Here is a 26,795-nt window from a genome sequence, read left to right on the forward strand (position 1 = left end):
AGGCTGGTCGACGCCCTCCAGGCCCTGCTCGACACGCACGACATGCTGCGGGCCCGGCTCCGGCCGGACTGGTCCCTCGAGGTGCCCGAGCCCGGTACCTGCCCGGCCGCCGGGCTGGTGCACCGGGTGGACGTGGCAGGGCTGGACGGGAGGGGAACGGCCGCCGCCGGCGCCGAAGCCGGCGCCGAGGCCGCGCATCGACTCGACCCGTGGGCAGGTGTGATGCTCCGTGCGGTCTGGCTCGACGCGGGCGCGCACCGCCCCGGACGGCTGCTCCTGGTGATCCACCACCTCGTCGTGGACGGAGTGTCCTGGCGCATCCTGCTGCCCGACCTGGCCTCGGCCTACCGGGCCCTGGAAGCCGGGCACGCACCGCGGCTCGCACCGGTGCCGGCGTCGTTCCGCGGCTGGGCCCGGGGCCTGGCGGACGCCGCGGCCGACCCGGCGCTCCGCCGGCAGACGCCTTGGTGGCGCCGCACCGAGAGCACCGCGGTCCTCGGCGATGCCGGGCGGTCTCCGCGACGGCACACCTTCGCCGACCTCGGACAGTTGCGCCGCACAGTGCCCGAGCAGGTGACCGACCGGATCCTGGGGGAGGTCTGCGTGGAGCTGGGGCTGCGTGCGGACGACGTCCTGCTGACCGCGCTGGCGCTCGCGGCCGGACGCTGGCGCAGCGCCCGGCACGGCCCCGGCGACGGCGTGCTGGTGGACGTCGAGAGCCACGGCCGGGACCTGGTGGGTGAACGAGGCGATACCGATCTGTCCCGTACGGTCGGCTGGTTCACGCGCATGCACCCCGTACGGCTGGAACCCGGCAACGTGCCCGCCCAGGACTTCCGGACCGGCGGCGCGAGCGTGGCGCGCGCCGCGCGCCGGGTGAAGCAACAGCTCCGCGAGTGCCCGGACGGCGGCGCAGGGTACGGCCTGCTGCGCTACTGCGCGCAGCCGGACGGTGACGGCGAACCGACAGCGTGGCCCACGGCCGAGATCGGCTTCAACTACCTGGGCCGGTTCACCGTCTCCGGCGAGTCGGACTGGCAGCCGGTTCCCGACCCTGTGGCCGTGCCCGCCGCCGATCCGCGCATGCCGCTGCCGCACCCCCTGGAACTGACGGTCGTCTGCCGCGACCGCGGCAGCGCGGCAGAGTTCACGGTCACGTGGGGGTGGGCACGCGGGCTGCTCACCGAGGCCGAGGTGACGGCCTTGGCCGAGCTGTGGGAGCAGGCGCTGGCCGCGCTGTGCGCCGGCGCCCGCATCGACGGGAACGCCGCCCGCACCCCGTCCGACCTTCCCCTGGTCTCGCTCAGCCAGGACGAACTGGACCTGCTCGAAGAGGATTGGAGTATCTGATGGCTCGTTCCGGGCTGGCCGACGTCCTACCGCTGTCACCGCTGCAAGAGGGGCTGCTGTTCCACTCACTGCTGGACGGCGGGCAGGCCGACCCCTACGTCGTGCAGTTGGTCCTCGGACTCGACGGGGCCGTGCGTCCCGACCGGCTACGCCGCGCCGCGGAGCAGGTGCTGACCCGCCACCCGAATCTTCGGGCCGGCTTCGTCAGCCGACGCGAGGGCACACCCGTCCAGGTCGTGCCGCGCCACGTCACCGTCGACTGGCTGGAGCACGACCTGTCAAGGCTGCCGGAGCCCGACCGGGACGCCGAACTGGACCGGCTGCTGCGGGCGGACCGGGACGCCGGCTTCGACCTGACCGAGCCACCGCTGATCCGTTTCATCCTGGTGCGTCTCGCACCGGACACCCACCGTTTCGTGGTGACCAACCATCACATCCTGCTCGACGGCTGGTCCGGTCCGCTGCTGCTGCGCGAGCTGTTCGCCCTCTACGCCGCCGACGGAGACGGCTCGCAGCTCCCACCGGCCCCGCCCTACCGGGACTACCTTGCGTGGCTGTCCCAGCGGGACCGCGAGGAGGCCCGGCGCGTGTGGCGCGAGGCCCTCACAGGCCTGACAGAGGGGACGCTGGTCCCCACGACCGGCCCCGGACCGCAGCGTGCCGCGGAGCCGGCCCGTCACGAGCATGTCGAGGTCACGCTGCCGGAGCGCTTCACCGCGACCCTGCAGGACACCGCGAAGTCGCTGCGCGTCACGGTCAATACAGCGGTGCAGACCTGCTGGGCCCTGCTGCTGGCCCGGCTGACCGGGCAGCACGACGTGGTGTTCGGCGGAGTGACCTCCGGCCGGCCCCCGGTGCTGCCCGGGATCGAGTCGATGGTGGGCCTGCTGATCAACACCGTGCCGGTGCGCGTCCGGCTCGACCCGGCCGAATCGCTCGGCGACCTCGCCGCCCGCATCCAGCGTGAACAGTCCGCGCTCGCCGATCACCAGTACCTGGGCCTGGCCGAGCTGCAGTCCCTCGCGGGCGTGACCGAACTGTTCGACACCGCTGTGGTGTTCGAGAACTATCCGGTGGACCGGGGCGGCGTCCAGGCAGCCCTGGACGGGCTGCGGATCTCGGTGGAACACGCCGAGGACACCATGCACTACCCGCTGGGTCTGGTGGCGGCGTTGCGCGGCGACCGGTTGCAGTTGCGGCTCCAGTACCGCACCGACACCGTCGGCGCCCAGGAGGCGCAGCGCGTCGTGGGCCGGCTGGTCGCCGCCCTGACCGAGCTGGCCCACCGGCCCGGCCGGCCCGTCGCCGGGACCGATGTGCTCTCCGCGGCCGAGCGGGCCGACGCGCTGGCCCGCGGCCGAGGCGCCGACGTGCCGCTGCCCCCCACCGACCTGGCACGCATGGTCCAGGATCAGGCCGCCCAGAGCCCGGACGCCGTGGCGGTCGTCCACGAGGACGCCACGCTGACCTACGCCCAGCTCGACGACCGGACGAATCGGCTCGCCGCACACCTCGTCGCGAAGGGAGCCGGGCCGGAGCGCACCGTGGCGGTGGCGCTGCCCCGCTCGCTGGAACTCGTGGTGGCCCTGTGTGCGGTGCACCGTACCGGGGCCGCCTATCTGCCGGTCGATCCCGGCTATCCGCCGGACCGGATCGCGGCGATGCTGGCCGAAGCCCGGCCGGTGGCCGTGCTGGACGACCCCGCGTCGGTCCACGTGCCGCAGGCCGACACCGGCACGCTCATGCCGTGCGAGGGCTCACCCCTCCATCCGGCGTACGTCATCTACACCTCGGGGTCCACCGGCAGGCCCAAGGGCGTGATGGTCAGCCACGCCGCGATCGTCAACCGGCTGCGGTGCATGCAGGACGACCTCCGGCTGGGCCCCGGCGACCGGGTGCTGCAGAAGACGCCGTCGAGCTTCGACGTGTCGGTGTGGGAGTTCTTCCTGCCGCTCGTCACCGGAGCCACGCTGGTGCTCGCGCGGCCGGACGGCCACCGGGATCCGCGCTACCTCGCGGAGCTGATCCAGCGCCAGGACATCACCACGGCCCACTTCGTCCCCTCGATGCTCCAGGCGTTCCTCGAGGAGCCGGAGGCGCACGCGTGCACCTCGCTGCGGCGCGTGGTGTGCAGCGGCGAGGCGCTCCCCGCCGAGCTGGCGCAGGAGTTCCGGCGGACACTCGACGCCGACCTGCTCAACTACTACGGCCCGACCGAGGCCGCCGTGGACGTGACGGGCTGGCATGTACGGGACGAGGCCGTACCGATCGGCCGGCCCGGCTGGAACACCCAGGCGTACGTCCTCGACGCCTGGCTGCGTCCGGTGCCCCCCGGCGTGCCGGGCGAGCTGTACCTGGGCGGCGCGCAGCTCGCCCGGGGCTATCTGGACCGGGCCGCACTGACCGCGGAGCGGTTCGTCGCCGATCCGTGGACGCCGGGGGAGCGGCTGTACCGCACCGGCGACCTCGCCCGGCAGGACGGCGACGGCGTACTGGAATTCCTCGGCCGCACCGACGACCAGGTCAAGATCCGGGGCTTTCGGATCGAACTCGGCGAAGTCGAGACGGTGCTGTCGCGGCATCCCGACGTCCGCCGGGCCGTGGTGGTGGCACGCGGCCAGGAGCTGGCCGCCTACCTGCTCGTCGAGGCTCCGGTCGACGGGGCCGAGGTCCGTGCCTCGGCCGCCGCCGTGCTGCCGGACTACATGGTGCCGTCCACCTTCACCACGTTGGCCGAGCTGCCGCTGAGCCCGAGCGGCAAGGTCGACCGCGCCGCGCTTCCCGCACCGCACCGCACCGCGGGCGGCCGGCAGGCCCGTGACCCGCGCGAGGCCATCCTCTGCGGACTCTTCGCCGAGGTGCTGGGGCTCCCCGAGGCCGGTGTGGACGACGACTTCTTCGCCCTCGGCGGACACTCGCTGCTCGCCACCCGCCTCGCCAATCGCATCCGGTCCACCCTCGGTGTCGAGGTCGCCCTGCGGCAGTTGTTCGAGACCTCGACCGTGGCCGGTCTGACGGCCGCGCTGAACAACACCGGAGCAGCCAGACCGCGGATTCGACCGCTGCCGCGGCCCGATCGCATACCGCTCTCCTTCGCCCAGCGCCGGCTGTGGTTCCTCAACCGGCTCGAAGACCGCAGCCCGACCTACAACATCCCCGTCGTGCTGCGGCTGGCCGGACATCTGGACCCCGCCGCGCTGCACGCCGCCCTCGCCGACGTGGTGCGGCGGCACGAGAGCCTGCGCACCGTCTTCCCGGCCACCGACGGCGTGCCGCACCAGCTCGTGCTCGAGCCCGAGGCCGGCGCGCCCCGGCTGGACATCGCCGTGGTGGACCCCGCGGAACTGGACGGCGCGGTCCGCGCGGCCGTGGCGCACGGCTTCGACCTGGAGACCGAACCCCCACTGCGCACCTGGCTGTTCACCCAGGCAGCCGGCACCGCGGGCGGCGAGGAGCACGTGCTGGTCCTGCTGCTGCACCACATAGCCGGTGACGGCTGGTCGCTCAAGCCCTTGCTCGACGATCTCGGTGCGGCCTACGACGCGCGGCGCCGTGGCGCGGAGCCCGGCTGGACGCCGCTGCCCGTGCAGTACGCCGACTACACCCTCTGGCAGTCCCGGCTGCTCGGCGATCAACAGGACGGCACCAGCCTCCTCGCGCAGCAGACGCGGTACTGGACCGCCGCGCTCGACGGCGTCGCAGCGGAGCTGGAATTGCCGACCGACCGGCCGCGCCCCCCGATGGCCAGCTATCGCGGCGACACCGTCGACTTCACGTTCGACGCGGACCTGCACGCCGGTCTCACCACCCTGGCGCGGACCGACGGGGCCACCCTGTTCATGGTGCTGCAGGCCGCCTTCGCCGCTCTGCTGACCCGGCTCGGGGCCGGCACCGACATCCCGCTCGGCACGCCTGTCGCAGGCCGCACCGACGACATCCTCGACCCGCTGGTCGGCTTCTTCGTCAACACGCTGGTACTGCGGACGGACACGTCGGACAACCCCGGCTTCCGGGAACTGCTGGCCCGGGTCCGCACCACCGACCTCGACGCCTACGCCCACCAGGACCTGGCGTTCGAGCACCTGGTCGAGACACTCAACCCCGCACGCTCGCTGTCCGGCAACGCGCTGTTCCAGGTGATGTTCGCGCTCCAGAACGTGGCGGCCGTGACAGCCGACCTGGCCGGGTTGACCGCTACCCCGTACCCCGTGCACGCCCGCAACGCCAAGTTCGACCTGTTCGTCAGCATGGCCGAGCGGCGCACCGCGACGGGGAGCCCCGACGGGGTGTACGGCACGGTCGAGTACGCCACCGACCTGTTCGACCGGGAGACCGTGGAGCGGCTCGTCGCCTGGTACGAAGCCTTCCTGCGCGCCGTGCTGCGCGATCCCGCGACACCCATCGAGCACGTCGACTACCTCGGCCCCGACGAGCGACGCGACCTGCTGACGGCCAGGAACGACACCGCCCGGCCCCTGCCCGACCACTACCTGCACGAGCGGTTCCAGCAGCAGGTCGCCGCCGCCCCCGACGCCCTGGCGGTGCGCTGCGGCACCGAGCAGGCGACGTACGCACAGCTCAACGAGCGCAGCAACCGGCTGGCCCGGGAGCTGATCGCCCGGGGCATCGGCCCGGAGCACGTCGTGGCGCTGGCCGTCCCGCGCTCGGTGGACATGGTCGTGGCGATGCTGGCCGTGCAGAAGGCCGGCGCGGTGTACCTCCCCATGGACCCCGCCCATCCGGCGGAGCGTCTGGCGTTCCTGATCTCGGACGCCCGCCCCGTCGCGCTCATCACCCGTACGGAGATCGCGCCCACCCTGCCGGAGACCGACACCCCGACGATCGTTCTCGGCGATCCCGCGGCAGAGGACGGGCTGTCCGCGCGTGCGAGCACCGATCCCGTCGACACCGACCGCGTATCGCCGATCCGGCCGGACAACGCCGCCTACATCATTTACACCTCCGGCTCCACCGGCCGCCCCAAGGGCGTGCTGATCTCGTACCGGAGCATCATCAACAACCTGACCGGATTCGCCGAGCGGTTCCCGGTCGGTCCGCACGACCGCGTCCTGGCGACGGCGACGATCGCGTTCGACATCGTCGCCGTCGACGTCTACCTGCCGCTGCTGCACGGCGCAAGCGTGCTCATCGCCGAGCCGGAGACCATCCGCAACCCGGTCGCGCTGTCGGGACTCGCCGCGGCGAGCGGGGCCACGGTCCTCCAGGCCACCCCCTCGCTGTACCGCACGATGCTGGCCAACGCCCCCGAAGGCCTGCGCGGTCTGCGGCTGCTCGTCGGCGGTGAGGCGCTGACCAGCAGCGTCGCCGAACAGATGGGCGCGGTGGGCAGCCAGGTGGTCAACCTCTACGGGCCCACCGAGACCACCGTGTGGAGCACCCTGGCGGAGGTCGACCCGTCCCCAACGGCCACCGACGGCCCGCCCCCGGTGGGCAGCCAGACCCAGAACGTCCGGATGTACGTGCTGGACGCCAGCCTCCGCCCGGTGCCGTGCGGGGTCACCGGCGAGCTGTACATCGCCGGCACGGGGCTCGGCCGGGGTTACCTCAACCGCAGGCCGCTGACCGCTGAGCGGTTCGTCGCCGATCCGTTCGACGAACCGGGCGGCCGGATGTACCGCACCGGCGACCTCGTGCGCTGGCGGCGGGGCGGCGGACTCGCCTTCGTCGGCCGGGCCGACGACCAGGTCAAGGTGCGCGGCTTCCGCATCGAACTGGGCGAGATCGAGGCCGCGTTGTCGCGGCAGGAGCACATCGCCGAGGCCACGGTCCTGCTCGGCCGGGCGAGCGACGGCGAACGCCGACTCGTCGGCTATGTCGTTCCCGGCGCCGAGTGGGCAGCCGGCCGGGACGAGCAGGAGGAGGACGAGCAGGTCCGGTTCTGGCGCGAGCTGTACGACTCGCTCTACACCGAGCAGGTCGCGGACGGCGGCTTCTGGGACGACTTCACCGTCTGGCAGAGCAGTTACGACGGCCGGCACATCCCGCTGGAGGACATGGAGCGGTGGCGGTCGGCCGCCGTCGACCAGGTACTGCGCCTCGACCCCCGCCGGGTGCTGGAGATCGGCGTCGGCAATGGGCTGTTGCTGTCCCGGCTCGCCCCGCACTGCGAGGCGTACTGGGGAACCGACTTCTCCCCGTCGGTCATCGCCGCGCTGCAGGAGCAGCTCCGGGCGCGCGGCGAGGACCTGCCGGGAGTGCGGCTGCGCGTACAGGCCGCCGACGACACGGACGGGCTGCCCCGCGACTTCTTCGACACCATCGTCCTCAACTCCGTGGTCCAGTACTTCCCCCACGCCGGCTATCTCGTGGACGTCCTGCGCGCATGCCTGGAGCTGCTGGTGCCAGGCGGCGCGATCGTCCTGGGCGACATCCGGAATCTGCGCCTGCTGCGCTGCCTGCAGAGCGCCGTCGCCGCCCACCGACTCACGGAGGAATCCGACACCTCGTCGGTCCGCGCGGTGGTGGAGCAGAAGGTCGCCACCGAGGAGGAACTGCTCCTGGCGCCCGACTTCTTCGTCGCCCTGGGCCGCTCGCTGCCGGGTATCGGCGGGGTGGACGTCAGGCTCAAGCGGGGCAGGTTCGACAACGAGCTGTCGCGCTACCGCTACGAAGTGGTGATCACCAAAGCGCCCACCGCCGCGCAGCCCGTCGACCGGTTGCCCCGACTGCCCTGGGCGGACCTGGCCCCGGCCGACGCGCCCACCGACGCCGCCATCGACACGCTGGCCGACGCGCTGCGCGACGCGCCGACCGGCCTGCGGGTGACCGAGGTGCCCAACGGCAGGCTGCTGGCCGAGTTCGACGCGATGAGCGAACTCAACCGGGGCGGCGGCGTCGCGCGGGTCCTTTCCGAACTGCACGCCGAAGCCGCCGGGGTCGATCCGGAGGATCTCCACGACCTCGGCGCGCGCTGCGGCTTCCAGGTGGTGACCACCTGGTCCGCGTACGGCCGCGACGAGTGCTTCGACGCGGTCTTCCTGCCGCGCGACGCTTCCGCCGCCGTGGTGCCGGCGTACGAAGGACCTCGGGCCGGGGCCGACCCGCTGGTCCACGCCAACAGCCCGGCCCGCACCCGCAGGCTGCGCGCGTTCAACGACGAACTGCGCACCCGACTGCGCCGGTGGCTGCCGGACTACATGATTCCCGCTGCCTTCGTGGCACTCGATCAACTGCCGCTCACCGTCAACGGCAAGCTGGACCGGCGGGCGCTGCCGAAGCCCGACTTCGGCGCCCTGTCGGCCGGCCGGCCGCCTCGCACGTCGCGCGAGAACGTGCTCTGCGAGCTGTTCGCCGAAGTGCTCGGAGTGCCGAAGGTGACCATCGACGACGACTTCTTCGCCCTCGGCGGCCACTCGCTGCTGGCGACCAGGCTGGTCAGCAGGATCAGGACGGTCACCGGGACCGAGATCCCCATCCGCCGGATCTTCGAGGGCCCCACCGTCGCGGCGCTCAGCGAACGGCTGGAAGCCGAGCAGCCGGCCCGGCCGGCGCTGATGCGGCGGCCCCGGCCGGAGCGGGTGCCGCTGTCGTTCGCCCAGTTGCGCCTGTGGTTCCTCAACCGCTTCGAGACGTCCTCGCCCAGCTACAACCTTCCGCTGGTGCTGCGGTTGCACGGCAGCCTCGACCGAGCCGCGCTGCGGGCCGCGCTCGGCGACCTGGTGGACCGGCACGAGACGCTCCGCACGGTCTTCCCCGAGCAGGACGGCGAACCCTTCCAGCTCGTATCGCCGGCCGAGCAGGCGCGTCCGGCATGCCCCGTGGTGGACGTCGACCCCGCCGCTCTGCCACAGGCCCTGGCCGCGGCGGCGCGGACGCCCTTCGACGTCACGCTGGACCCCCCGTTGCGCGCCACGCTCTTCGCGGTGGCTCCGCGGGAACACGTGCTGTTGCTGGTCCTGCACCACATCGCCGGCGACGGCTGGTCCATCGGCCCGCTCGCCCGCGACCTCACCGCCGCCTACCGGGCCCGCCTGCACGACGAGGAGCCGGCCTGGCCGGAACTCGCCGTGAGCTACGCCGACTACGCCCTGTGGCAACGCGAGGTGCTCGGCAGCACCGCGGACCCCGACAGCGCCGTCTCCCGGCAGCTCGTGTACTGGCGGCGGACGCTCGCTGCGGCACCCCCTGAGATGCCCCTGCCGGTCGACCGGCCGCGGTCCGCGGCCGCCGCACCGGCGGGCGAGCGGCTCGCCTTCGAACTCGACGCCGCACTGCACGCCAAGCTGCTCGACGTCGCGCGGAAGCACCGGGCCAGCCTGTTCATGGTGGTGCAGAGCGCCCTGGCCGCCGTCCTCACCCGGCTCGGCGCGGGCACGGACGTCGTGCTCGGCGGCGCCATCGCCGGCCGGACCGAGGCGGCGGTCGAGAACCTCGTGGGCTTCTTCGTCAACACGTTGGTGCTGCGCCTCGACACCTCCGGCGACCCGTCGTTCGGCGAACTGCTGGACCGGGCCCGGCAGGTCGACCTGGCGGCGTACGACAACCAGGAGCTGCCGTTCGAGTACCTCGTCGAGGCACTCAACCCGCAGCGGTCCCTCGCCCGTCATCCGCTGTTCCAGGTGATGCTGGTGCTGCAGAACGCGCCGCGGACGGACGTCACGCTGCCCGGCGTGCGCATCACCGGCGAGCCACTGGACGTCGGCGCGGTCAACTTCGACCTGGGCTTCAACCTCGCCGAACGGGAACCGGTGGCAGGCCGCCCCGGCGGCGTGGCCGGCATGGTGGAGTACCGGTCGGACCTGTTCGACCGGGACACCGTGGAGCGGATCACCGACCGGTTGCGGCGGCTGTTGACGGCCGTCGCGGCCGACCCGGCACTGCCGATCGGCGCTGTGGACCTGTCCGGGGGAGACGCACTCGACCACCGGCTGCGGCCGGTGCCGGCGGACCGGGAGATTGACCTGGCCCGGATCGAGGAGGTGCTCGCCCAGTTCGACGGCGTACGGGAGGTCGCCGCCGTACTGCGCGACGCCGCACAGCCGTCGGAGCGTTCGGTCGCCGTCCACGTGGTGACCTCGCAGGACGTCGCCTGCGACGCCGACCGGTTGCGCGCCTTCGCCCTGCAGTGGCTGCCCGAGCACCTGGTGCCGGCCTCGTACACCGTCCTCACCGGCACCGACGAGGTCACCGCCGCCGGTGCGGACCCGACGCCGTGGGTCGGTGAGCGGACGCCGCCGGCCACGCCGCGGCAGGAGATCCTGTGCGGGCTCTTCGCCGATGTGCTCGGCAAGCCCGCGGTGGGCGTGCACGACGACTTCTTCGCGCTCGGCGGACACTCCTTGCTGGCCACGCGCCTGGTCAGCCGGGTCCGCGAGACGCTCGGGGTGGAACTCCCCATCCGCCGGCTGTTCGAGGTGCCGACGGTGCACGGGCTCGACGCCGTACTCGACGAACACGGCGCCGGCCGTCCCGCGGTGGTGGCCATGTCCCGGCCCGCACGGATCCCGCTGTCCTTCGCGCAGCTACGGCTGTGGGTGCTCCACCAGGTGGAGGGGCCGTCGGCCACGTACAACATCCCGTTCGCGCTGCGGCTGACCGGCCCGCTGGACGACGCGGCGCTGCGGGACGCGCTGCGGGATGTGGTGGACCGGCACGAGGTGCTGCGCACCACGTTCGGCAGCGAGGCGGGCGTCCCCCACCAGCGGGTCCGGTCCGTCGAGGACGTCCCACCCGGCATGCCGGTGCGCGACGTGCGGACCGAGGAGCTTCCCGCCGAGCTGGCTGCGGCGTCGTCCCACCCGTTCGACCTCGCCACCGAAGCACCGCTGCGGGCGACGCTGTTCCGGCTCGCGCCCGAGGACCACGTGCTGTCGCTCGTGGTGCACCACATCGCCGCCGACGGCGCGTCGCTGGGCCCGCTCGGCGCGGACCTGTCGACCGCCTACGCCGCCCGCAGGCGAGGCACCGCACCTGACTGGGAACCGCTGGCCGTGCAGTACGCGGACCACACGCTGTGGCAGCGCGCCACGCTCGGCGACGAGGACGATCCCGACAGTGTGCTGGCCCAGCAGATCCGTTACTGGACCGGCGCGCTGGACGGGATGCCCGACGAGCTTGCGCTGCCCGCCGACCGCCCGCGCCCCGCGGTCGCCGGGCACGAGGGCGCGGTGGTCGAGTACGCCGTCTCGCCCGAGACCCACCGGTCGCTCGCCGAACTCGCCGAACGCCACGGCGTGACGCTGTTCATGGTGCTGCACGCGGCCCTGGCCGCCGTGCTCACCCGGCACGGCGCCGGCACCGATGTGCCGATCGGCACACCGGTGGCCGGCCGCGGCGACAGTGTGCTGGAACCGCTGATCGGCTTCTTCGCCAACACTCTGGTACTGCGCACCGACACCAGTGGCGATCCGGACTTCGTCACCCTGCTGGACCGGGTCCGGCGCACCGACCTCGCCGCGTACTCCCACCAGGACGTGCCCTTCGAACGGCTCGTCGACGTCCTCGGCGTCGAACGGTCGTTGGCCCGAAACCCCTTGGTGCAGGTGATGCTGGCGTTCGACCAGCACCGTGAGGCCGCGCTGGACCTCGACGGGGTCGGCGTGCGATCCCACCCCACCGGCTACGCCGCGGCCAAGTACGACCTCGCGGTCAACGTCGCCGAGCGCCGCGGACCCGACGGGGAACTCCTGGGCCTCACCGGGGCCTTGGAGATCGCCACGGAGCTGTTCGACCGACGGACAGGAGAGGAGCTCGCCGAACGCCTGGTTCTCTTCCTGGATCAGGTCGCGGCCGATCCCACACTACGGATCGGTGCGGCACGCCTGGAGCCGGCCACCGACCAGTTCCCATGGAACGACACGGACCGCACCGTCCCCGTCGAGCACGCGCTGGCGGCCTTCGAACGGCAGGTCCGACACCACCGCGACCGCGACGCCGTCGTGTGCGGCGAGGACCGGATCAGCTATCAGGAGCTGAACGAGAGGGCCAACCGGCTGGCTCACCGGCTCATCGCGCGGGGGATCGGTGCCGAACAGATCGTCGCGCTCCACCTGCCACAATCCATCGATCTGGTCGTCGCTCTGCTGGCGGTGCTGAAATCCGGCGCAGCGTATCTGCCAGTGGACCCCGACTACCCGCCCGAGCGAGTGCGCCTGCTGTTCGACCGCGCCGCTCCCACACTGGTTCTCGCCAAGGGCGACGTAGGACCGACGACCGCACCCGTCCTGGACCCGGCGCAACACCTGCCGAACCTGCCCACGCACGACCCGACCGACGCCGATCGGCTGGTCCCCTGGACGCCTGACCACCCGGCCTACCTGATCCACACCTCCGGGTCGACCGGCACACCCCGGGGCGTCCTGGTGACCCACCGCGGACTTCCGGGCCTGGCCCGCAGCCTCGCGGATGCCTACCAAGTCACACCAGACAGCCGTGTTCTGGAGTTCGCCTCACCCGGCTTCGACGTGGCGACCGGGGACCTTCTGTTCACGCTGTCATCAGGTGCAGCCGTGGTGCTGCCCGATAGCGACCGGGTCACTGCTGCGGCGAACCTGGCTGAACTGATGGCGCGTCACGGCGTCACGCACACGACGCTGACCCCGACCGTTGCCGCAGCCATCCAGCCCGGTGCCCTGCCGGACGGCTTCGTGCTCGCACTGGGCAGCGAGACGGTGCCCGGTTCGCTCGTCAACCGATGGGCTTCGACCTGCCGAGTCCTGAATGTCTACGGCCCGACTGAATGCACGGTGGCGTCGACCATCACGGGGGCGTTGACCGATGGTGGTACCCCGCCCCTCGGCCGGCCGCTTGCCAACACCAGGGCGTACGTGCTCGACCACGCTCTGCGCCCGGTGCTGCCCGGAATGGTCGGGGAACTCTACCTGTCAGGTCCCGGACTGGCCCGGGGCTATCGAGGGGAACCGGCCGCGACCGCCGGCCGGTTCGTCGCTGATCCGTACGGCGCCCGGGGTGCGCGCATGTACCGCACGGGAGACCTGGTGCGGCGGCGCCGGGACGGCAACCTCGAGTTCATCGGTCGGGCAGACGGGCAGGTGAAGATTCGCGGTCATCGCGTGGAACTGGGCGAGGTCGAGCAGAACCTTCTCGGCCACCCCTGCGTGCGCGCCGCCGCGGCGGCTGCTTTCACCACGCCGACCGGGGAACGGCTGGCTGGTTACGTAGTCGCCGAACCCGGCGGCGTCAACCTCCCCGAGCTGCGCGGGTGGCTTGCCGAGCGGGTCCCCGACCACCTCGTGCCGACCGCGCTGGTCCCGGTGGACAGCCTGCCGTTCACCGCCCACGGCAAGGTGGACCGGACAAGACTGCCTGCTCCCCTCACCCATACGGACAAGGGTGCCGGTCGAGTGTCGGACGCCGCTTCAGGCACCGAGGACGAGCGCATTCTGTGCCGCCTGATCGCAGACCTGCTGGGGCAGCCGGCCCCCCCGGTCGACGGCCACTTCTTCGAACTCGGCGGCGACAGCATCCTGGCCATCCAACTGGTCAGCCGGGCGGGCAGGGAAGGCCTCTCGCTGACCACACGCGACGTATTCGCTCACCCGGTGATCGCGGAACTCGCCGCCGTAGCTCGGTCCGGTCGCCGTACATCGGCGGTGGTGTCCGAGCGGGGGGTGGGGTCCGTCCCGCTGACGCCGATCATGCACTGGCTTCGCGAACTCGGCGACGACGTGGCGGACTTCCAGCAGTCCGTCGTCGTTCCCGTTCCGCCGGGCCTCGGTCAGGAGCAGGTGAGCCTCGCGCTCCAGTCCGTTGTGGACCACCACGACGCGCTGCGGATGCGGCTGTCCCGCGACCACGACACGGAACTGTGGGCGCTGGACATACCCGAGCCGGGGGCCGTCACCGCCCACGACCTGCTGGTCTGCGTGGACGCGTCCACTTTGTCCGGCGAGGATCTGAGCCGGCTGACGGCCCGGTCAGTGGCGGAGGCCCGGGCCCGCCTGGACCCGGACAACGGCGTCATGCTCGAAGCGGCGTGGCTGTCGAGTGGCCCCGGCGCCACCAGCCGGCTGGCCCTCACCGCACATCACCTGGTGATCGACGCGGTGTCCTGGCGCATCCTGGCCGCCGATCTGGCGGCGGCCTTCGCCGACCTGACGGCGGGCCGGCCCATCGAACTGGCGCCCGTCGGCACGTCGTTCAAGCGCTGGGCGCAAGAGCTGGTCGCCTCCTGCGGAAACCGCACCCGGCTGGCCGAAACCCGCTACTGGGCGACGGTGCTGCGCACCCCCGACCCCCTGCTGGGCGAGCGCGCCCTCGATCCCGAAACGGACACGGTCGCCACCGCCCGGTCCCTCCGGCGGACGGCGCCGAACGGGACGACGGCCGCACTGCTCACCGAAGTTCCCGCGGCGTTCCACGGCAGGGTCACCGACGCCCTGCTCACCGCGCTGGCCCTGGCCGTGGACGAGTGGCGGACGCGGCGGGACATCCCGGCCACGAGCGCGGTCCTGGTTGATGTCGAGGGACATGGCCGGGTCGAGCACGATGGCATGGATCTCACCCGGACCGTCGGCTGGTTCACCACGCTGCACCCGGTGGCGCTCGACCCCGGGGCACTGGACTGGGCCGAGGTCCGCCGCGGGGACGACGGCATCGGCGCGGCCGTGAAGCGCGTCAAGGAGCAGTTGCGGTCGGTCCCTGACAGCGGCATCGGATTCGGACTGCTGCGCTACCTCAACCCGCAGACGATGTCCGCACTGGCACGGGCGGGCGCACCGCAGATCTGTGTGAACTACCTCGGCCGGCTGAGTGGTTCACCCGAAACCGACGTCGCGGCCGCCCTGCCCCGGGAGACCGCCACCCGGGCGCTGGCACACGCGGTGGCGCTCGACACCCTCGTCAGAGACACCCCGCAGGGACCGCGGCTGGTCGCCAACTGGACATGGCCGAGCGATCTGCTGGCCGAACGAGACATGGCGGAGCTGGCCGACCTGTGGTTCGAGGCGTTGGCCGGCATCGTCGACCACGCGCGCCGTACGGCCGGCGGCCGCACGCCCTCCGACTTTCCGCTCGTCGACCTGGACCAGAAACAGGTGGACTGGATCGAGCAGACCTGGCCGGCACCGGCCGACGTGCTGCCGCTCGCACCGCTGCAGGAGGGCATGCTCTTCCACGCACTGCTGCGAGGACGCTCGGACTCCGGCGACCCCTACGGGGACGAGCCCGATGGGGACGATCCCTATGTGGTGCAGACCATCCTCGCCGTGCCCGGCAGTCCGAGTCCGAACACGTTGGAGCGTGCGGTGCAGACGGTCCTCGACCGGCACGACGCCCTGCGCGCGGCGTTCGTCCAGCCGCCGGACGGCCCCTGGGTGCAGGTGATTCCAGAGAAGGTCAGAGCGCCGTGGCGGGTGCGCACCGCGGCAGACCAGGCTGAACTGGCCGCGCTCGCCGCGGCGGAACGACGCGAGGGATTCGACCCGTCCGACCCGCCCCTGGCCCGCTTCCTGCTGGTGCAGATGCCCGACGACGGTCACGCGGCGTCCGAGCGATCCGCCGGGCACCGGCTCGTCGTGACCAACCATCACATGCTGCTGGACGGCTGGTCGCTGCCGTTGCTGCTGCGCGAGATCTTCGCCGCCTGCCGTCCCGGCGCCGACGAGGGTCGCGACGGCGACGGACTGCCGGCGCCGACTCCCTACCGGGCGTACGCGTCATGGCTGGCACAGCAGGACGTTCAGGCCGCCGAACGCATCTGGCAGGCAGCACTGTCGGGGGTGGACGGCTGCCTCGTCGTCCCGGGCGCGGGCCGCACCACGGGACCTCGGCGGGAGCTGCACCGACGGTTGCCCGAGCGGGTTGCCGCACGTCTTCGGGACACCGGCCGGACCCTCGGGGTCACCACCAGCACCATGGTGCACACCGCGTGGGGGCTGGTACTCGGACGGCTCACCGGACGGTGGGACGTGGTCTTCGGCAGCGTGGTGTCCGGCAGGCCCCCGGCCGTACCCGGCATCGAGTCGATGATCGGCTGCCTCATCAACACGGTTCCCGTCCGGCTGCGACCGCGGCCGGGGGAGAGTGCCGCAAAGCTGCTGCGGCGTCTCCAGACCGAACAAGCGGCCCTGGGCGAGGCGCATCACCTCACGCTCGCCGCCGCGCACCGCCTGGCCGGTGTCGGTGAACTGTTCGACACCCTGGTGGCCTTCGAGAACTATCCGGTCGACGGGGGCGCCGTCCGGACCGGAGCGGGCGAGGAGGCCGTACGCCTGGAGCAGGCCAGGGACGGGATGCACTATCCGCTGGGCCTGGTGGCCGCCGCCGCTCCCGACGGGCTCGGGCTGCGGCTGATCCACCGAGCGGACCTGATCCCACCGGACCGGGCCGAGCAGGTCATGACCTGGCTGTGCGACGTACTGGAGTCGCTGGCGGCCGACCCCGGCCAGCCCGTCGAGCGGGTCGCCGGCCGGCCGGTCGGCACGGCGTCAGCCATCGGTCCGGCCGGTCCGACGCCGGACCGCGACCCCATCGCGGTCTTCGCCGATCGAGTGGCCGAGACACCGGACCACCCGGCCGTCGTCGGCCAGGACCACACCGTGACCTACGCGGAACTCGACGCCTGGTCCGATCGGCTGGCCCGCACTCTCGCCGCGGCCGGGGCCGGGCCGGAGAGCACGGTCGCCCTGCTCCTCGACCGCACGCCTGCGATGATCGCCGCCCTGCTCGGGGTGCTGAAGGCGGGCGCCGGATACGTGCCGCTCGACCGGCGATTCCCCACCCGGCGCATGCACGACATCATCACCGAGTCGTCGGCCACCGTGCTGCTGGCCGACGGCGATGTTCCCGCGGACCTCGCGATCCCGGTCATCGTCCCGGATCCGGCCGAACCGCCCGGCGACGGCGACCGCGCCGACGTCGAGCTGCGGCCGGTACCGGCACGGGCCCTGGCCTACGTCATGTACACCTCCGGATCGAGCGGGCGCCCCAAGGGCGTGGCGGTGTCCCGGCGCGAGATCGCCTGGCTCACGGGACAGGACGCGTTCCGCACGCCGCGACGGGTCCTCGTGCACAGCCCGCTCGCCTTCGACGCCTCCACCCTGGAGATCTGGTGCACCCTGCTCAACGGCGGCTGCGCGGTGCTCGCGCCCGGCGGCGACCCGGACACCGCCGAGCTCGCCCGCGTCATCCGGGCAGAACGGGTCACCCGGGCCTGGCTCACCGCCGGTCTGTTCCGGATCCTCGTCGAGGACGAGCCCTCGTGCTTCGCGGACATGCGCGAGGTGTGGACCGGCGGGGACGTCGTGCCGCCCGCGACCGCGAAGGACCTCCTGCGCCGGCACCCCGGACTGACCCTGATGAACGGATACGGCCCGACCGAGACCACCGTGTTCGCCACGGCCCACCGGATACCCGCCGCCGACGCCGTCGGCGGGACCGTCCCGATCGGGCAGCCGCTGCCCGGCACCCGCGTCCGTCTGCTCGACGACTCGCTGCGCCCGGTTCCCGACGGCTCCGTCGGCGAGGTCTACATCGCGGGCGACGGGGTCGGCCGTGGCTACATCGCACAGCCCCGGCTCACCGCGGCGCGGTACGTCGCCGAGACGAACGGTTCGGGTCGGCGGATGTACCGCACCGGCGATCTCGCACGGCTCGGCCCGGACGGCCGGCTCGACTACGTCGGCCGGGTGGACGCGCAGCTCAAGATCCGGGGGTTCCGGGTCGAACCGGGCGAGACCGAGACGGCGTTGACCACCCACCCGGGGGTCGCGCACTGCGTCGTGGTGGCGTCCGGCGAACCGGCGCGCGCACGTCTGACGGCGCACGTCGTCCCGGCAGCGGGACAACTGCCCGAGGAGGCCGAGCTGATTCGGTACGCCGAGGGCCTGCTGCCCGCCTACCAGGTGCCGGCGGTCGTCTGGATCCGGGACTCCCTGCCGGTGACGCCCAACGGAAAGGTCGACCGGGCAGCCCTCGGCGCAGCGACCTCCGGACGCCGTTGTGTCGTCGCCCCGGCCAACCAGGTCGAGGAAGCCCTCTGCGCGCTGTACCGCGAGGTGCTCGACGTGGCCGAGGTCGGCACCGACGACGACTTCTTCGACCTGGGCGGCGACTCCCTGCTCGCGATGCGGCTGATCGGCCGGATCCGACACCGACTGGGCGGGCAAACCACCATCAGGGACCTCTTCCGAAGCCCCACGGTCGCCGGCCTCGCCGCGCGCCACATCACGGGTGGCGCGATCGCGCGTGACACGGCGTTCGACACCGTGCTGCCGCTGCGCGCCGACGGCACCGAGGCCCCGGTGTTCTGTTTCCCCCCTGCGAGCGGGCTGGGCTGGCGGTACTCGGGACTGATCCGGGAACTCCCGCGCGGCGTACCGATCTACGCCCTGCAGGCCCGCGGATACGTCGACGGGGGACCGCTGCCGGGCACCGTGTCCGAGATCGCCGCGGACTACGCGGCGCGGATCGCAGAGCTGTCGCCGGGCCCGTACCGGCTGCTCGGCTGGTCCTTCGGCGGACTGGTCGCCCACGAGGTCGCGAGGATGCTGCGTGACACGGGCGGCAAGGTCACGTTCCTCGCCCTGCTCGACACCGCACCGGCAGGCGGCGTGGTGACCCGTGTCCCCGACCGTGCGACGATCCTGCGCTCGCTGCTCGAATCGGTCGACGGCCCGCCCGAGCGGCTGCCTGACGGGCTGACAGCGCAGAGCGCCGAAGCGCTGCTGCGCGAGCACGACAACCCCATGGTCGCCCTGCTGGGCGAGCGCTCGTCGCGCCTGGTGGAGATCGCACGGCACTTCACCGAACTCTCGGCCACCCACACACCGGGCACCTTCGACGGCGACATGGTCTTCCTGCCCGCGGCCCGCGGCCGCGCCGAGGGCCCCCTGACCGAGGAGCGCTGGCGCCCGTATGTCACCGGCACGATCACCACCCGTCCGATCGACTGCGAACACCACCAGATGCTCGACGTGGCACCGCTGCGCGACATCGGCAGCGTCCTGCGCGAGTTCGTCGACGACACCGGAGCGAGCGCATGACGAGCCGAGCACTGTCCGCGCATGTGATGCTCGGGCCCGCCGACGCACCGCACCGGGTGCTGTTCCTGCACTACGCGGGCGGGTCGGCCGCGTCGTTGCTGCCGCTGGCCAGGCCCCTGTCGGACGGCTGTGCCGTCGCACTGCTGGAGGCCAATGACCGAGAGGCACCGGCGAACTCCTTCACCGAGGCGGTGAACCGGCTCAGACCGGACTTCGAGGCGCTGGTGGACCGGCCGACGACCGTCTTCGGCCACAGCTTGGGGGCGCTGCTCGCCCACGCGCTCGTCATGGGGCTGTCGGCGGAACGCCGCAGCCTGCTGCGCGACGTCGTCCTGTCCGGGTCCCGCTCGCCCGTCACGACGAGCCGGATCGCCTCGCACCCCCAGGCGCCGTTCACCAACCGGTCGCGGGCCGAGCTGATCCGGGATCTCGACCGCTACGGCGGCTGCCCGCCCGAGGTCTTCGTCGATCCGCACATGCTGAACCTGGCCGTGACCGCCCTCGGCCAGGACCTGCAGTTGGTCGACACCTACCGCGCGACCACGTCCGTCCCGGCCGACCATGCGCCGGACACCGGCGCGGCCTACCACGTCTGGTACGGAGCCGACGACGAGGAGGCCTCCGTCCACGAGGCCCGGCGGTGGATCGCCGACCTGCCCCGACCACCCCGCCTGAGGGGCTTCCCCGGAGGCCACTTCTACCTGCTGGAACACCCGGAGGCCGCCGGCCGCGCCCTGCGCCACCTCGTCACTACCGGAGATGGATCACCATGACACGAGACCTCTACGAGCTAGGCGAGCTCCCCCCGCCGGGGGAGGTGCCGCGCCAGATGTACGCCGCCCTGATCCGTCAGGAGCGATACGGGATGCCGCAGAACGCGATCAAGGTCGAAGTCGTGGACGTGCCCCCGCTCGGCCCCGGCCAGGTCCTGGTCCTGGTGATGGCGGCCGGCATCAACTACAACGGCATCTGGGCCGGCCTCGGCACACCGGTGGACGTGATCGCCGCACGACAGCGCAAGGGCGACCCCCACGACTTCCACATCGCCGGTTCGGAGGGGTCGGGCGTGGTCTGGGCAACCGGCGAGGGCGCCACCCGGTTCCAGGTGGGCGAGCACGTCGTCTTCGGCGGGCTGAAATGGGACGAACAGGCCGACGACATACGGCTCGGCGCCGATCCGACCACCTCGAAGTCCCAGGCCGCCTGGGGCTATGAACTCAACTTCGGCACCTTCGCCCAGTTCACCGTCGTCGACGAGTACCAACTGCACCCCAAGCCGGAACGGCTCACCTGGGAGGAGGCCGGCTGCTTCCTCGCCGGCGGCGGCACCGCCTACCGCCAGCTGCGCGGCTGGGCGCCGCACACCGTGCAGCCCGGCGACCCGGTGCTGGTGTGGGGCGGTTCCGGCAGCCTCGGATCGATGGCGATCCAGATCGTCCACCAGTTCGGCGGTGTGCCGATCGCGGTGGTGTCCAGCCAGGAGAAGGCCGAGCACTGCCGGAGGCTGGGGGCCCGGGGCGTGATCAACCGCAGCGAGTTCGACCACTGGGGCAGACTGCCGGACTGCACCGACACCACCGCATACAACGACTGGCTCGACGGTGTACGCGCTTTCGGCCGCAGCTTCTGGGACGCGCTCGGCGAGCGCCGCTCGCCCCGCATCGTGCTGGAACACCCGGGCCAGGACACGCTCCCCACCTCGCTGTACCTCTGCGACAACGGCGGGATGGTGGTCACCTGCGCGGGAACCAGCGGCTACAACGGCGATGTGGACCTGCGCTATCTGTGGATGTTCCAGAAACGGCTGCAGGGTTCGCACTGCGCCAACACGCAGGAGTTCCGTGCGGTCACCGAACTGGTCGCGGCCGGCCGGCTCGACCCCTGTCTGAGCCGGACCGCGCCCTTCACGGACATCGCCGAACTGCACCAGCTCATGTACGACAACGCCCATCCGCCGGGCAACATGGCCGTGCTGGTCAACGCCGCCGAGCCCGGGACGACCGGTCTGCCGGGCGGGGGCGCGAAGTGACCGCCCGGGCACATGGCTCATGGCCGCCGTTGGGATGGCTGCGCGTCCTGGACCTGACCCGGCTGCTGCCGGGTGGCTTCGCCACCCAGGTCCTGGCCGATCTGGGCGCGGACGTGGTCAAGATCGAGCCCTCCGGCGGGGATCCGCTGCGCGGGGCCGCGCCCGAGACGTTCGCGGCGCTGAACCGCAACAAGCGGTCGGCGGTGCTGGACATCGTCCGGCCCGAGGGACGAAGCGCCCTGCTGGACCTGCTGCCCGAGTACGACGTGGTGGTCGAGAGCTACCGGCCCGGTGTGCTGGACCGCCTCGGCCTGGGCTTCACCGAGCTGCGCCGTGCCAACCCGCGAACGGTGCTCTGCTCGCTGTCGGGCTTCGGCCAGTCCGGCCCCTACGCCGGGCGTCCCGGTCACGACGTGAACTTCCTCGCGCTGTCCGGATTCTTCGCGGTGCCCAACCGGCCGGGAGGCCGCGTCGACCGGCCCGGCGTGCGCGTCGGCGACCTGGCAGGCTCGATGTACGCCGCGCTCTGCGTCGTGGTCGCCGCGCAGCACGCGTCCGTCACCGGAGTCGGCCAGCACGTCGACGTCTCCCTGCACGAGGCGGCCGCGGCCTGGGCCGGACCGCTCGCGCTGCCGGCGCTCAACCTCGACGACCCGGCCGACAGCCCCGTACTGACCGGCGACAACGACGTGTTCACCACGCGCGACGGCAGCCGACTGTCCTTCGCCACGTTCGAGGACAAGTTCTGGCGCGCCTTCCGCGACCGACTGGCGGACGAGTTCCCGGCGCTGACCACCGATGCCTATGACCGCCGCGCCGACCGCACCCGGCACAAGGACGCGGTGTCCGCCCTGCTCGCCGAGGTCTTCGCCGCCCGGGACCTCACCTGGTGGGCCAAGGTGCTAGGCGAGCTGGACGTGCCCTGGGCGCCCGTCTACGAGACGCCGCAGGACATCGTCGACGACCCCCATGTCCGGGCCAGGAACCTCGTCGCGACCGTGCCGGGCGGCCCCGACGAACAGCGGTGGCACCAGGTCCGCTTTCCGGTGCTGTTCGACGCGGGACTGGACTCCCACCGTGCACCCGCACCCGCACTCGGCGAGCACACCGCCGAGGTCCTCGCGCCCACGGGACCGCGCTCATGACAGGAAAGGCCGAGATGCCCACGTCCCCCACGGACGCCGAGCCACGACTCGGAGAGATCCTCGCCTCCGCCGACCGGGACACCCGGTACGGCGAGCTTGCGGCACGAACGCCCGTGACCCGCGGCAGGTACGCCGGCGATGTCGAGGTCTGGCTGATCACCGGCCACGACGAGATCGTCACGGTGCTCAACGACGTCCGCTTCAGCAGCGATCTGACCGGGCAGGACCGGATTCCGCTGCCCGGCGCGGGGCTGCCGGACGACTTGCGCACCGCGTTGACCTCGACACTCGCCGCGTACGACCCGCCCGACCACACCAGACTGCGCCGACTGGTGTCCCACGCGTTCACCGCCCGTCGGGTGCAGCGGCTGCGGCCGCGCGTCGAGCACATCGTGGACGCCCTGCTCGCGGACCTGCCCGCCCACGCGGACGCCGCCGGCACCGTGGACCTGATGGAGCACTTCGCCCACCAGTTGCCCGTCCTGGTCATCGGTGAACTGCTCGGACTGCCGCCCGAGGACCAGCAACAGTGGCGTACCTCCGCAGAGGGACTCACCAGCGGTGATCCGGACAGGGTCACCACCGACGCCCGGAACCTCATCGCATACATGCGCAAGGCGATCGCCGAGCGCCGCGACCCGCAGTACGCGGCCGATGACCTGCTGACGGCATTGGTACGGGCCCGGGACGCCGGTGACCGGCTCACCGAGGACGAACTCGTCTCGACCGCGCTCGGCATCCTGCTCGCCGGACACCGCACCACCGCGCTTCTGGTCAGGACCATGGCCGTCCTCGTGCTCACCGGAGCGCTGCGACCCGGTGCGGCGGGGATCCCGGACCTGGTGGAGGAGACCCTGCGCCGTCACGGGCCCGCCGAGATCGGCACCCTGCGCTTCGCCCGGGAACCGGTCGAGTTGGCCGGGGCGACCATCGAGCGCGGAGACCTGGTGCAGGTGGTTCTGGCGAGCGGCAACCGCGACCGTCGCCGGTTCACGGACCCCGACGCCATCGACCCGGCCCGGCCGGACAAGGCGCACCTGGCCTTCGGCCACGGGATCCACTACTGCCTGGGCGCCGCCCTCGCCCGGACCATGGCCGAAGTCGCACTGGCGGCCCTGTTCCGGGTCGCGCCGCGGCTGACGCTGCACCGGGACGTTTGCCTGCAGACCACCGACCCGCGCTCGACGGCCCTGTCGGTGCGAATGGCGACCGAGCAAGAAGACAACTGAGAAGAGATCAAGGAGCCCATGATGACGAATCCGTTCGACGACCCGGACGGCACCTTCTACGTTCTGGTCAATGACGAGGGACAGCACTCCCTGTGGCCGACATTCGCCGACGTCCCGCAGGGGTGGAACGTCGTGCATGGTGAGGCGGACCGGCAGTCCTGCCTCGACTACATCGAGGAGAACTGGACTGACATGCGCCCCAAGAGCCTGATCCGCGCCATGGAACAGTGACTCGCCGCGGACTTCGAAACCGGGGTGGCCCGTGCAACGGACCCTGAGTGCACGCCAAGATCCATCGCGCCACCGTGACGCGGGCCGACCTCCACCACGTCGCCTCCATTCCGTCCGGAGCTGACATGGCCTGGCGTCCCCGATGCTCTGGGTACGCCAGGCCCCTCCGCGCAGACGTACTCCGAGTAAGAGCATCGGGCCGCAAGACAGAGAGGTACCCCCAAGCGGAAGCCTCCTGCGGAGTCCCTGAACCTGCGGGGCGCCTCGGCGGCACCGTGAGCTCTACGGGACCTCAGGTGTCGCGACCGGCAACGGATGAGACTCACGTCGGCTATCCGGGGCGGTATCGGCTCCGGCGCTCCCGGGACGAAGGCGTCCGGACAGGCACTCGCCGGTATCGGCGGGGAATCACAGCAGGGGTGGAAGCCGAAGCCGTCTTTGTAGGCGGGTGCGGCCTGGTCCCTGTCGGAGTGGAAGGTGATCAGCGCGGCGTCGTCTGCCGCCCGGCTGAGGATGTCAGGCGCCGACCATGTGCACGCCCCCGTCGACATGGACGATCTCGCCGGTGGTCTTCGGGAAGAAGTCGGACAGCAGGCCGACAACGCCGCGGCCGGCCGGTTCCGCGTCCTTCAGGTTCCAGGACAGGGCGGAGCGCTTCTCCCACGCCTCGGCGAGGTCGCCGAAGCCCGGGATGGACTTGGCCGCCATGGACAGGATCGGGCCGGCGGCGACGAGGTTGCAGCGGATGTCCCGGTCACCCAGGTCGCGGGCGAGGTAGCGGTTGGTGGATTCCAGCGCGGCCTTGGCGACGCCCATCCAGTCGTAGTGGGGCCAGGTCAGACTGGCGTCGAAGGTCAGGCCGACCACCGAGCCTCCCCGGGGCATGAGCGGCAGACAGGCCATGACGAGGGCCTTGTAGGAGAACGCCGACACCTGCACGGCGGTCGCCACGTCGTCCCAGTCCGCGGCGAGGAAGTCGAAGACGTCTCTGGGGCCGAAGGCGACCGAGTGCACGATGCCGTCGAGGGTGGTGACGTGGTCGCCGATCCTGGCGGCGAGACCGTCCAGTTGCTCCGGTGACGTCACGTCCAGTTCGATGACCGGGGCGGGCTTGGGTAGCTGCTGGGCGGTGCGTTCCACCAGTGAGATCCGTCCGAACCCGGTGAGAACGACCTCCGCGCCCTCCTCCTGGGCGACCTTGGCCGCGTGGAAGGCGATGGACCGCTCTGTCAGCATGCCGGTGACGAGGATGCGCTTGCCGTCGAGTATGCCGCTCATGGCCCTACCAATCCGCCGCCCGGCCGGGCGGCTTCGTCACGGAAGACGGGCGGTGTCCGCACGGTCCGCGGCGTCCGCAGTGCCCGTACGGTCCCCGTCCACGGGGGTGCCGGTGGTCCGGTCCCCGAGCAGCAGTACCGTCGCCGCGAGCAGTGCCATGGCCGCGCCGATGACCAGGAAGAGCATGCCGGGGCCGTGGGCGTCCAGGACCGGGAGCAGGATGAAGGGGAGCGCGGCAGCGCTGAGCTTCGACAAGGAGTACGCCGCGCCCGAGGCCGTCGCCCGGAAGGCCGTGGGGTACTGCTCGGCCAGGTACACGTGGGACACGTTGGAGAAGATGTTGCTGCAGAGGGTGTAGCAGAATCCGAACGCGACGACGAGCGCCGCGGAGTCCGCGTAGGCGAATCCGGTGCCCGTCGCCACCATGGCCGCGGCGACGACACCCACCAGCGTCTTGCGCTCGTACCGGTCGATGATGGGGAGCGAGAGCGCGGAGCCGATGGGGTAGCCCAGGAAGGACAGCGCGATGAAGCCGAGCCCGGACACCACGTCGTAGCCCTTGGCCGCCAGGATCTGTGGTGCCAGCGCGCCGAAGCCGTAGTAGCCGAAGACGGAGAGGACGCTGAAGGTCCACAGCATCGTCGTACGTCGGCGGTAGTGCCTGCTGAAGACGGTCCGCAGCCGCGGCCCGCGCTCGGAGCGGGCTAAGGCGGGACCGTGCGGGCGCGGTGCCGGGCCGGCGAGAGGGCGCCGGCCGAGGGGCATCTTGGACTCCATGCTCGCGACCAGGTGCTCCGCCTCCTGCACGCGCCCGTTGGCGGCGAGCCACCGCGGTGACTCGATCAGCCGGCGGCGCAGGAACCAGACGACGACGGAGCCGAGCGAGCCGATGACGAACAGCCAGCGCCAGCCGTCGATGCCCAGCGGGCTCAGCGGCACGAGCCACATCGCGGCGAAGCCGACGGCGGGAACCCCGCAGAAGGCGAGTGTGTAGGCCCACGCCGTGTACCGTCCCCGCTTCGACGCCGGGAGCATGTCCGCGAGGTAGCAGTCGGAGAGGGCCTGTTCGGCTCCGATGCCGATGCCCGCCAAAAACCGCATCACGATCAGCCACACCGCGTTGGGAGAGAAGGCCGCGAGCAGCGAGAAGCCGGAGTAGAGCGCCAGGTTGACGAGGAAGGCGCGGCGTCGGCCGAACCTGTCCGCGACCTTGCCCAGGGCCAGCGAGCCGATGAACTGGCCGACGAAGGCGGAGGCCAGGACCAGTTTCAGCGTCGTACCGTCGAAGGCGAAGTCGTCCTGGAGGACTTTGGAGATGGTGCCGGCGAGGTTGTTCTCGAAGGTGTCGAAGAGCAGGCCGATGCCCACCACCGCGGTGAGCTGCCGGTGGGTGGAAGTGATCGGCATCCTGTCCAGCCGGTCGCCGATCGACGCCGCGGCGGCGGCTCCGTCCGCGCCGCTCTCCCGGGGTACGGCGGTCCTGGGCATCAGTGGTACGGCTCCTCGTCTCGCCTGTCGCTTCTTCTCGCCTCTTGTGCCGTGTCCCGACGTCGGCAGGTCCGCGACCCGC

At 72.0% G+C, this 26,795-nt stretch carries 9 protein-coding genes (1 of these 9 cut by a window edge); 7 read left to right on the top strand and 2 right to left on the bottom strand.

All coding sequences use genetic code 11. The features are described 5' to 3' along the window. The 7 genes in view from B1H29_RS36500 to B1H29_RS36530 are tightly spaced (at most 29 nt apart) and all read left to right on the top strand, a layout consistent with a single transcriptional unit that may run on beyond the window. Positions 1-1,350 carry the 3' portion of a non-ribosomal peptide synthetase gene (locus B1H29_RS36500; protein ID WP_055422256.1) on the top strand. 12,633 nt of this gene lie to the left of the window's left edge, so only the last 1,350 of its 13,983 coding nucleotides appear in the window; its start codon lies beyond the left edge, outside the window; it ends in the stop codon at positions 1,348-1,350. Further along, complete coding sequence (locus B1H29_RS36505) at positions 1,350-19,313, top strand: non-ribosomal peptide synthetase (protein ID WP_079159915.1); 17,964 nt, start codon at positions 1,350-1,352, stop codon at positions 19,311-19,313. Before B1H29_RS36500 ends, B1H29_RS36505 begins: the two co-directional genes overlap by 1 nt. Then, positions 19,310-20,086, top strand: coding sequence for a thioesterase II family protein (locus B1H29_RS36510; protein WP_079159914.1), 777 nt, complete (start codon positions 19,310-19,312; stop codon positions 20,084-20,086). Before B1H29_RS36505 ends, B1H29_RS36510 begins: the two co-directional genes overlap by 4 nt. Further along, the gene (gene ccrA, locus B1H29_RS36515) at positions 20,083-21,342 is read left to right on the top strand and encodes a crotonyl-CoA carboxylase/reductase (protein WP_199832470.1); all 1,260 of its coding nucleotides are present in this window, start codon (positions 20,083-20,085) and stop codon (positions 21,340-21,342) included. Before B1H29_RS36510 ends, ccrA begins: the two co-directional genes overlap by 4 nt. Positions 21,343-21,371: 29 nt before the next feature. Continuing rightward, positions 21,372-22,487, top strand: coding sequence for a CaiB/BaiF CoA transferase family protein (locus B1H29_RS36520; protein WP_055422259.1), 1,116 nt, complete (start codon positions 21,372-21,374; stop codon positions 22,485-22,487). Between the two features lie 14 nt (positions 22,488-22,501). Then, positions 22,502-23,716: a cytochrome P450 gene (locus tag B1H29_RS36525; RefSeq protein ID WP_055422260.1), complete on the top strand. Its 1,215-nt coding sequence runs from the start codon at positions 22,502-22,504 to the stop codon at positions 23,714-23,716. A gap of 21 nt (positions 23,717-23,737) precedes the next feature. After that, positions 23,738-23,947 (top strand): MbtH family protein, encoded by a 210-nt coding sequence (locus B1H29_RS36530; protein ID WP_279636571.1) that lies wholly within the window; start codon positions 23,738-23,740, stop codon positions 23,945-23,947. 516 nt (positions 23,948-24,463) lie between these two features. Here the strand turns inward: B1H29_RS36530 and fabI are convergent. Further along, positions 24,464-25,225, bottom strand: coding sequence for an enoyl-ACP reductase FabI (gene fabI / locus B1H29_RS36535; RefSeq protein WP_055422262.1), 762 nt, complete (start codon positions 25,223-25,225; stop codon positions 24,464-24,466). 36 nt (positions 25,226-25,261) lie between these two features. After that, positions 25,262-26,713: an MFS transporter gene (locus B1H29_RS36540; RefSeq protein ID WP_055422263.1), complete on the bottom strand. Its 1,452-nt coding sequence runs from the start codon at positions 26,711-26,713 to the stop codon at positions 25,262-25,264. Positions 26,714-26,795: the final 82 nt, after the last annotated feature.

Source organism: Streptomyces pactum (assembly GCF_002005225.1).
GTDB lineage: Bacteria > Actinomycetota > Actinomycetes > Streptomycetales > Streptomycetaceae > Streptomyces > Streptomyces pactum_A.